Here is a 9,553-nt window from a genome sequence, read left to right as displayed (position 1 = left end):
TATTTACTATCAGCCAATTGTGTCACTGAAAACTGGTAAAATCTCTGGATTTGAAGCTCTGGTTCGCTGGCAGCATCCAACTCGCGGACTGATTCTACCCACAGATTTTATTCCTGCGGCTGAAGAAATGGGTTTAATTTATCCCATTAATACTTGGATATTTCAAACTGTTTGCCAGCAACTTTATATTTGGCAACAGGATACTAAATTTCCTCAAGATATTACAATTAGCATCAATCTTTCTGCCAGATTATTTTCCAATCATAATTTAGTCTCAATTATTGACAATATTATTGAGCAAACTAAAATTAATCCAGATCATATAGAACTCGAAATTACAGAAAGTGTCATCATGGAAAATAGTGATGCTGTTAAAAATATTCTTCAGGAGTTAAAACAAAGAAATTTTCAGCTTGTAATTGATGATTTTGGTACTGGTTATTCTTCATTAAGCTATCTTCATAGTTTTCCCCTCAATTCTCTGAAAATTGATAAATCTTTTGTGAAAATTATGCAAGAAAATCAGGAGAATATGGGGCTTGTACCTGCAATGATTGGTATTTCCCACTCAATGGGTATGCGAGCGATCGCAGAAGGGATTGAAACCCCAGAACAACTGGCTCAACTCAGAAGTCTTAATTGTGACCTTGGGCAAGGTTATTTATTCTCAAAACCCATTAAAGCAGAATTAGTCCTAGAATTTCTGGATACTAAACCAAAATGGTAATAAAAATATATTAGCTGCATATCCGGCTACATAGTTGGGTTTGAGATAGTTGGGTATGTTTGCACCATTTTACGGAATAGTGGAAATATCAATTATACAGAATTACAGAAACTCTATTAAATACATAAAATAAACTGTAATATTAATAAAAGATAGAGTTTGACTCAAAATGCTTTTAGAGCGAAACAACAACTATAAAGCAAATATTTTGGTTGTCGATGATACACCTGACAACCTGCGACTTTTATCCGCAATGCTGACAGGACAAGGGTATGAAGTTCGTAAAGCCTTAAATGGGAAGATGGCGCTTACAGCCTGTCAAATGCTTCTTCCTGATGTGATTTTGCTAGACATTAATATGCCGGGTATGGATGGTTATGAAGTTTGCCAACAACTCAAAGCCAATGAACAAACCTGCGGTATTCCCGTTATTTTTATCAGTGCTTTAGATGATGTTTTAGATAAAGTCAAAGCTTTTGATGTGGGTGGAGTGGACTATATCACGAAACCTTTTCATGGTGCGGAGGTTGTGCTGCGAATCGAAAATCAAATAAATTTACGCTTGTTGCAGATTAGACTACAAGAAAAAAACTTTTTATTGCAAAAAGCGTTTGATGATTTAAAGATAGCCCAAGTGCAACAAATTCAGAATGAAAAGATGATTGCCTTGGGACAATTGGTGGCAGGAGTAGCTCATGAAATTAATAATCCCGTCAGCTTTATCTATGGTAATCTTCAATACGCTAATCAATACGTTCAAGATTTATTAAATTTAATTAATATATATCAGCAGGAATATCCAGAACCAACACCTAAAGTTCAAGCCAAAATTCAAGAAATTGACTTAAATTTTGTTGTGAATGACTTGCAAAACCTAATGAATGCCATGTATCGCGGAGCCGATCGCATTCGCGAAATTGTCATCTCCCTGCAAAACTTTTCGCGATTTGATGAAGCAAAAATGAAGTCAGTCAATATTCACCAAGGTATTGATAATACATTAATCATGTTAGAACATAGACTTAATTCGACAGCCCATCGTCCCGCGATCGCAGTTGTCAAAAATTATGATACCTTGCCCTTAGTTACTTGTTTCCCTGGCGAACTCAATCAAGTATTTATGCATATTTTAAATAATGCCATTGATGCTTTAGAAATGGGAAATGGAGCATGGCGAATGGGCAACAATAACATCAAATCCAATCCAATCCCAGATGACTTTACCAAAGAGAATCTAGACACAAACTTGGATAGTAATAACACTAGGAATAATGATAACTACCCCCAATATTCCCGCAACCAATCCCCTGATTATGGGAAAAATTACTCCAGAACTGCACAATCGCCCTTAACCTATACCCAATCCCTGATTCCGCAAATTCATATTCAGACACGAGTCACCGATATGAACACCATCAAAATTTCCATTTCCGATAATGGTCCTGGTATTGACGAATCTGTGCGATCGCGCGTATTTGACCCATTTTTTACAACCAAGCCCGTAGGTAAAGGTACTGGACTTGGGTTGTCAATTAGCTACCAAATAATAGTCCAGAAACATCAAGGAACCTTGACTTGTAACTCAACCAGAGGAGAAGGCAGTAATTTTATCATCGAAATCCCAATTCAGCAATAACCCATAGGTGGTAAATTTACTCAATCAGTGACAAAAGACAAAATACATTTAAAATTCAAAACTTTTTCTTACTTGGCAGCTACAATTTTCTGTCACAAATAGCATAATAGAAATGTGACCGATCTGTTAAACCCTTTACTTTCACTCAAACAAGGACACTGGTTCAAGCTAATTTGTGGAGCCAGCTTCCAACATCTGCCTGCGGTCAGAAGTTTAACTCTAGCCTACACATTGGCGGGCGCTGACTGCATAGATGTTGCTGCCGATCCAGCTGTAATTGCATCTGCCCGCGAGGCTTTGACAGTTGCCTCAACTCTTATACCAGATTCTCGCAAACTTGGCTACGGTAAAAATGCCAAACTGCCCTATTTAATGGTGAGTTTGAACGATGGAGAAGACCCCCACTTCCGCAAAGCTGAATTTAACCCAGCCTTGTGTCCTCCAAACTGTACCCGTCCTTGCGAAAAAATCTGTCCCGCCCAAGCGATCGTTTTTAACCAACAAGATAATTTCTCAGGTGTCACATCTGATAAATGTTATGGCTGCGGTCGTTGTGTCCCCATCTGTCCTTATGATATTGTTTATACAAGTTCATATGTATCAACACCAGGAGCGATCGCGCCATTGGTACTATCAACAGGAGTCGATGCTGTCGAAATTCATACGCAAGTTGGGCGTTTGGCAGAGTTTAAGCGATTGTGGCAGGCAATAGAACCGCATGTAGAGCAGCTAAAGTTGATAGCCATCAGTTGTCCCGATGGTGAAGGTTTAATTGATTATTTACATGCCCTACACGATCTAATCGCTCCCCTTGAGAGTACATTAGTGTGGCAAACCGATGGTCGTCCCATGAGTGGTGATATTGGCGATGGGACTACGGTAGCAACCGTGAAACTAGGGCAAAAAGTTTTGGCAGCCAAGATACCGGGTTATGTGCAACTAGCAGGAGGAACCAACAGTTACACCGTTGCCAAATTAAAGGCAATGGGATTGTTGAGGAAGGATGATACAAAGAATATTTCCTTACAAAATCTCTCCACATCGTTACAGTCTCCATTTCCCGTGTCTGCAATTTCTGGGGTAGCCTACGGTAGCTATGCCCGTGTATTGCTGTCACCTGTTCTCGAACAATTAGAAGCAAAGGAGGTGAAACTCACCAGTGCAACAACCACTGTCCGTTTAGAGGATGACAAAGAATTGCTTTGGCAAGCAGTTAATCTCGCTCATTCTCTCGTTTCCCAGATTAAATCACAGCAAATCAGCTAAATATTGCCCACTCGCACACCTACCTACGTCGGCGGGTAAACGGGTGTGGAAGCCGCCCACTATCTCTAATAAACGTCACCATAAAAAGCATGACGATTACAGAAGATCTCCAAAAGTTATTAGATATTTTGCCCCAAGACCTGCGGCAAGTTCTTGAGAATCACCCGCAACGAGATAGTTTAGTAGAAGTGGTCTTGGATTTAGGTCGCCGCCCAGAAGCTCGCTTTCCCCAAGGAGCAGAATATCTGAGCGAAGTCCCGATAAATCAAGCTCAAATTGATGATTGCATTCAACGAGTGGGAATTTTTGGTGGAGATAACCGTGCGGGAATAGAGCAAACCCTGCATCGCATCAGCGCCATCCGTAACCGTACTGGCAAGATAATTGGTTTAACTTGTCGTGTTGGTAGGGCTATTTACGGAACCATTGGCATGATTCGCGATTTGGTAGAAACTGGTAAATCGATCCTCATGCTAGGTCGCCCAGGGGTAGGTAAAACTACTGCTCTGCGCGAGATTGCCCGCGTTTTGGCAGATGAACTCAACAAGCGCGTGGTCATAATTGATTCCTCAAATGAAATTGCTGGTGATGGCGATGTCCCCCATCCGGCGATCGGCAAAGCCCGCAGAATGCAAGTTGCCCATCCAAGCGAGCAACATCAAGTCATGATTGAGGCTGTGGAAAACCACATGCCGGAAGTCATCGTTATTGATGAAATTGGTACAGAACTGGAAGCTTTAGCGGCGCGTACCATTGCTGAGCGTGGAGTGCAGTTAGTGGGTACGGCACATGGGAACCAAATTGAGAATCTGATTAAAAACCCAACTTTATCAGATTTAGTCGGTGGCATCCAAGCTGTGACATTGGGAGACGATGAAGCCAGACGACGCGGCAGTCAGAAGACGGTATTGGAAAGAAAAGCACTACCGACTTTTGATATTGCAGTGGAAATGCACGAGCGCCAGCGCTGGGTGGTTCATGAAAGTGTGGCTGATACCGTTGATACATTATTACGTGGTCGTCAACCGAATCCGCAAACTCGAACCCTTGATGATCATGGTAAAGTTGCGATCGCTCGTCATTTGACGGCAATTAATGGTAACGGAAATGCTCGCAGTCACGGACAGGTGGCACATGTAGAAGAAGCATTTGCTCCGGCACGGCAAGTTAATGGCTGGCGTTCCTCTGGAAAAATGGCACCATTGCAGGCAGTACCCAATGAACCCATCAATTTATCTGGACGTGGTGAGTTTGACCGCTTACTGAATGAGGAAGCATGGGGACTGGATGATCGTAGTTTTGGTTTTGACGATCGCCCACATCACTCAGGACCAAACGGCGAAGATTTGCCTTTGCACATTTACCCCTACGGTGTCAGTCGCCATCAACTGGAACAGGTAGTTAAGGTACTTAATTTACCTGTGGTCTTGACAAAAGACCTCGATAATGCTGACTCAATTTTAGCATTGCGATCGCATGTGAAAAACCACGCCAAGTTAAGGCAATTGGCGAAGTCGAGACACTTGCCATTGCACATGATCAAATCGAGTACCATACCGCAGATTACTCGTGGCTTGCGACGAATGCTGAATATGGATGATCCAGATTTTAGCGACGAACGCGAGTTGCAACTGTTGATGCACAATGGTAGCGAGGATGAAATGGATGCCTTAGAGGAAGCGCGGTTAGCTGTTGAACAAATTGTCATTCCCAAAGGGCAACCCGTGGAATTATTACCGCGATCGGCTCAGGTGCGGAAAATGCAACATGAATTAGTTGAGCATTATCGCTTAAAGTCTGATAGTTTCGGTGAGGAACCAAACCGGAGATTGCGGATTTATCCAGCGTAATTTGAATTGAATATAGAGGCGTAGTAGTGCTACGTCTCTATCTAGGTAAATTTTTATTGGCAGCAATCAGTTAAGTAGTTGTAAGTAAAATTTGGGGTTATGAGACATTGAAGATTATTCATGAAATTTACAGTTTCTTGTGCGTCTTCACCCAACCTAGTACCTTAAGACTAGTGGCAGTGTTTTCTAACTCGATAGCTTTAGCTCGAATTACATCTGCTAAGGGTTTGGGCAGTTTGAAGTTGATGAATTCCCACTCGACTTTTGCCATGTGTACACAGTTGTGTAGATATTTTACTACGGTGGAATAAATTAAAATGAGCGGAGAAAAGGATGTAAACCTAATTGGGAAAAGGAGAAATAATTTTGATGAGGAAGTGCGTTATGTGATACCAACACAATTAAATCTCCTTTATCCAATCATCAATGCATCTAAATATTATCTTCTTCTTATTTTTACTAATTTTCTCGTCTTGGTTAAGATTACAATACTTAATAATTCTTTTGCATAATTCTTTTTTGTCTAACTTTAGATTCACGGATGTATCTTTTTTTAATGCAAATTTGATTAAATCTTTAATTTGTTTTAATATTTCTGACAAATCAATTTGTTTTAATATTTCTGACCAAATAGAATTAAGATTATTATTATTACAAGAGTATAGCCAACTTTTATCATCTAAGAATACCAACTCAATAATTAACTCATTTCCGCTCTCTTGTACTTTTGTAATATTGGCTAATTTAGTTAAATTTTTAGCAGTTAAAGTTTTATCATCAGGATATTCCATTAAATAAACTACTGAAGATTCTAACTTGAGAAATACTATATTTTTTTTTAAAAGCCAAGTAGAAGATGATTGTCTACATTTTAAATATTTATAGAAATCGCAGTTCACTGCCAGATCAATTTTTTCATTGAAAGAAGTTTGATAGGACTTTTCAAAAGCTGATAGCCAATCTGCATTTAATATAGTTTCTTTAAATTCACGCAATATACCTAAAGTCATAGTTTCGGGACAATGATTCCATTTATTAGGTAATTCTTGTAAATCAGAATACTTTTTAATAATATAGTTGTAAATAGTATAGCTAATTACTTCTTTTAATGGACGTTTAGCAGATGGAGATGATAAGTATTTTAGAGCTTCACTAGCAATTATTTTGTGTAATATCAACTGCGAATTATTATCCTCAGATAAAGATAAATACTCTTCGATCAAATTTGATTTTTTATCATAAAAATAGTTAACACATTTGTCTTCGATGTTTTTTAAAATATCAGGTAAAATAGTTTGTTTGAGAATTTCTATATTATTTTTGGAATTTTGATCTTTACCTTGGATGATACTTAAAAAATAATCTTTGAATAATTTTTGTTTTTGTCCTTTACCCCCAGAACTGAAGCTATTCCAAATATTAGTAAAGCCTTGTGAAGTAAATCTAAGTTCACATTTACTGTCAGGACAAGATTTACGATGAGCAAAATGCTTCCTTTTTTTTGAGCCGCCTTTTAAAATAACCTCTTCATTACATATTAAGCAACATATACCATCATTTTTATAAGAAGAATAAGAACTATCATCTGCACGAATAATTATTCCTCCTCGATACATAGACTTTGCATAAAACATATATAGCTAACCTAAAGTAAAAGAGATTATATTTATAGGATTCCCAAAAATATTGCTCTCCATAACCATTGATTCAAAAAATCTAGGCGCAGTAATATCACACAGCTAAAAATGTCGCCCTATAATGTATCCAGGGTAAGCACATCTCATTAAAATAGTGGTATCGGGTTTAGGGTGGATTAAAAATGCGATTAAATGAAAAATTAGATAAGCTCAAAGCGCTATTTGTCGGAATGGAACAGGCTTTAATTGCTTATTCTGGAGGTGTTGATAGTGCTTTAGTCGCCAAAATTGCTTACGATGTCTTGGGGGAAAAAGCCTTAGCTGTGACTGCAATGTCTCCTTCCCTGCTACCGGAAGAGTTGGAGGATGCCAAAATTCAAGCGGCGACGATGGGAATTAGACATGAAATAGTCGAAACCAAGGAGATGGAAAACCCCAATTACACATCAAACCCTGTCAATCGTTGCTATTTTTGTAAAAGCGAATTACACGATACTTTAAAACCCTTAGCAAAAAAATTGGGTTATCCGTTTGTGGTGGATGGGGTAAATGCCGACGACTTACAAGATTATCGCCCCGGTATCCAAGCAGCAAAGGAACGAGGTGCAATTTCTCCCCTGGCAGAAGTTGGGGTGAGCAAACTCGAAGTTCGTCAACTTTCCCAGGAACTGGGTTTACCTTGGTGGGATAAACCCGCACAACCTTGTTTGAGTTCCCGCTTTCCCTATGGCGAAGAAATCACTGTGGCGAAATTGCAACGGGTAGGCAGGGCAGAGATATATTTGCGAAAATTAGGCTGGCAAAATTTACGAGTGCGATCGCATGGTGAAACTGCTAGGATTGAATTAGCAGCCGAAGATATCAAAAATTTTGTCGCCAATACTGATTTATCTGTTCTGGTATCTGCATTTCAAGAATTAGGATTTATGTTTGTAACCCTCGATTTAGAAGGTTATCGTAGCGGGAAATTAAATCAAGTTTTACACAAACAACCAGTAGAAATTTAATCACTTTGGAAGTGTAAGATATTGCGTTTCTAAATCAGTGAATTGCCAAAGATTGAGATTCTATCTGCAATTTTAGCTCCACAATTAGGTTTGGGGGAAGATTTTTTTCCTTCACCCCAACTTCTCCCAAATCTTGGTTCTCAAGCAATTGATTGACTGAAAGCCTTAATTGTAGCTTGTGGATTGTTGACTACTTTTTCACCAAAATATATGCATTAGCGTATTCAGGTAATTGGCGCACAACATTTTGAAAATCTTTCTTATTTTTGAAAATTCCCGCCAGGAAATCAAGTTGATAAAGACTTGGTAAAAAGGCTCCACCGGTATCGGCAATAACACCCATCCGCAAGCGTTTATTTTTGCCTTGCCCTGATTCTAAAACAATCATTTTGCCTAAACCGATATTTAAGACATCTCCAGCAAAGGTGACACCAGGTTTAATCGAAATTTTGGCATCTATTTTATAACCATAACCTTTAATGGCGTTGACTTTTCTAAAATACCAATAGCGTTTTTGGTTGCGTGGATTTACTCCTTTCACAAAAGGTATTTCATTACTGCGATCGACATTAAAATATTCACTAGTACCATCAGGAAAGTTAATTAAAATTGTTCCTTCCATCAATGCTTCTTCTAGTCCTTGTCTGGTTAGATAAGCAAGAGGTTGAACTTTACCATATTCCTTACCTCCAGGCTCATAAATCCCAGACAAAACATCTTGTTTGGTATATTTTGTGTAGAATTTATCGGCAGCTAAATCGTCTTTTAAGCTGTAGATGGGAATGTTATAGGTAGAAGTTTTTTGACGTGAACCTGGATGGATAAAAACCGCATATTTGGTCATGCGAACCTGTTTTTGATTAACTTTTTTGGGGTTATTTGCAGTCCATTTAATTACACGAAAATTTTGATTAATGAAATTAGCATCTTGCAGTCGAGTTGGTCTTTTTTTCGCAATATCTTCCTGTAAAACTGTAATCATAAAATCAAGAGTTTTGATAGTATCATTAACAGTAATACCTTGCGAACCCAGCAATCCAGAGCGCAATACATCCGGATCATTTTGGGAATGTTCTTGGAAATATTGACGGGTATTCACAAGAGTTGTTAATAAATCAGCTTGATTAAAACTAACTTTCGTCTTTGGTAGATTTCCCGCACTGAGAATTTTATTAGGTTGAACCGTATATCGAAATTTTCTAGCTTCATCAATTACTGGGTAGGAAGTTGATGTCTGGGCTATTTTTGCTGGAGAAGTAATTTGCTGTGAAGATAACTGGGAAATTCTGGGCTGACTTGTAGATTCGGCTTTTGATTGCAACAAGTGAGAACAACTGGTTAAAGCAGCCAGCGATAACACAGTGGAACTCAGGGACAGGTAAAATTTTTGACTCAATTTGATATGCATAAATTGTAGAATCAACTTCTAC

8 protein-coding genes are annotated in these 9,553 nt (G+C 38.8%); 5 read left to right on the top strand and 3 right to left on the bottom strand.

Features of this window, described 5'->3' with window-relative positions; all coding sequences use genetic code 11:
- From VB733_RS15890 to VB733_RS15875, 4 genes are all read left to right on the top strand, one after another.
- A partial coding sequence (locus VB733_RS15890) for an EAL domain-containing protein (RefSeq protein WP_323341028.1) occupies positions 1-727 on the top strand: 727 nt, incomplete at its 5' end.
- A 169-nt stretch (positions 728-896) separates the two neighbouring features.
- The gene (locus tag VB733_RS15885) at positions 897-2,363 is read left to right on the top strand and encodes a response regulator (protein ID WP_323341027.1); all 1,467 of its coding nucleotides are present in this window, start codon (positions 897-899) and stop codon (positions 2,361-2,363) included.
- Positions 2,364-2,477: 114 nt separating this feature from the next.
- The gene (gene ldpA / locus VB733_RS15880; protein ID WP_323341026.1) at positions 2,478-3,629 is read left to right on the top strand and encodes a circadian clock protein LdpA; all 1,152 of its coding nucleotides are present in this window, start codon (positions 2,478-2,480) and stop codon (positions 3,627-3,629) included.
- A gap of 89 nt (positions 3,630-3,718) precedes the next feature.
- Positions 3,719-5,479, top strand: coding sequence for a R3H domain-containing nucleic acid-binding protein (locus VB733_RS15875; RefSeq protein ID WP_323341025.1), 1,761 nt, complete (start codon positions 3,719-3,721; stop codon positions 5,477-5,479).
- Between the two features lie 127 nt (positions 5,480-5,606).
- On the opposite strand, the gene VB733_RS15870 is transcribed toward VB733_RS15875, so the two are convergent.
- The gene (locus VB733_RS15870) at positions 5,607-5,750 is read right to left on the bottom strand and encodes a hypothetical protein (RefSeq protein ID WP_323341024.1); all 144 of its coding nucleotides are present in this window, start codon (positions 5,748-5,750) and stop codon (positions 5,607-5,609) included.
- A gap of 130 nt (positions 5,751-5,880) precedes the next feature.
- Positions 5,881-7,113: a competence protein CoiA family protein gene (locus VB733_RS15865; protein WP_323341023.1), complete on the bottom strand. Its 1,233-nt coding sequence runs from the start codon at positions 7,111-7,113 to the stop codon at positions 5,881-5,883.
- A 185-nt stretch (positions 7,114-7,298) separates the two neighbouring features.
- On the opposite strand from VB733_RS15865, the gene larE reads away from it, so the two are divergent.
- The gene (gene larE / locus VB733_RS15860) at positions 7,299-8,123 is read left to right on the top strand and encodes an ATP-dependent sacrificial sulfur transferase LarE (RefSeq protein ID WP_323341022.1); all 825 of its coding nucleotides are present in this window, start codon (positions 7,299-7,301) and stop codon (positions 8,121-8,123) included.
- A 190-nt stretch (positions 8,124-8,313) separates the two neighbouring features.
- On the opposite strand, the gene VB733_RS15855 is transcribed toward larE, so the two are convergent.
- Entirely contained in the window at positions 8,314-9,531 is a 1,218-nt protein-coding gene (locus tag VB733_RS15855) for a hypothetical protein (RefSeq protein WP_323341021.1), read from the bottom strand.
- Positions 9,532-9,553 lie beyond the last annotated feature (22 nt).

Source organism: Calothrix sp. UHCC 0171 (assembly GCF_034931845.1).
Lineage (GTDB): Bacteria > Cyanobacteriota > Cyanobacteriia > Cyanobacteriales > Nostocaceae > Brunnivagina.
Note: the sequence above shows the minus strand (reverse complement) of the source record. Positions and strands in the feature narration are given on the sequence as shown.

What these genes read in the sequence shown, in the direction of transcription:
- VB733_RS15865 (WP_323341023.1), bottom strand. Translation starts at nt 7,113, where the DNA reads ATGTTTTATGCAAAGTCTATGTATCGAGGAGGAATAATTATTCGTGCA.
- VB733_RS15875 (WP_323341025.1), top strand. Translation starts at nt 3,719, where the DNA reads ATGACGATTACAGAAGATCTCCAAAAGTTATTAGATATTTTGCCCCAA.
- VB733_RS15855 (WP_323341021.1), bottom strand. Translation starts at nt 9,531, where the DNA reads ATGCATATCAAATTGAGTCAAAAATTTTACCTGTCCCTGAGTTCCACT.
- VB733_RS15885 (WP_323341027.1), top strand. Translation starts at nt 897, where the DNA reads ATGCTTTTAGAGCGAAACAACAACTATAAAGCAAATATTTTGGTTGTC.
- VB733_RS15870 (WP_323341024.1), bottom strand. Translation starts at nt 5,750, where the DNA reads ATGGCAAAAGTCGAGTGGGAATTCATCAACTTCAAACTGCCCAAACCC.
- larE (WP_323341022.1), top strand. Translation starts at nt 7,299, where the DNA reads ATGCGATTAAATGAAAAATTAGATAAGCTCAAAGCGCTATTTGTCGGA.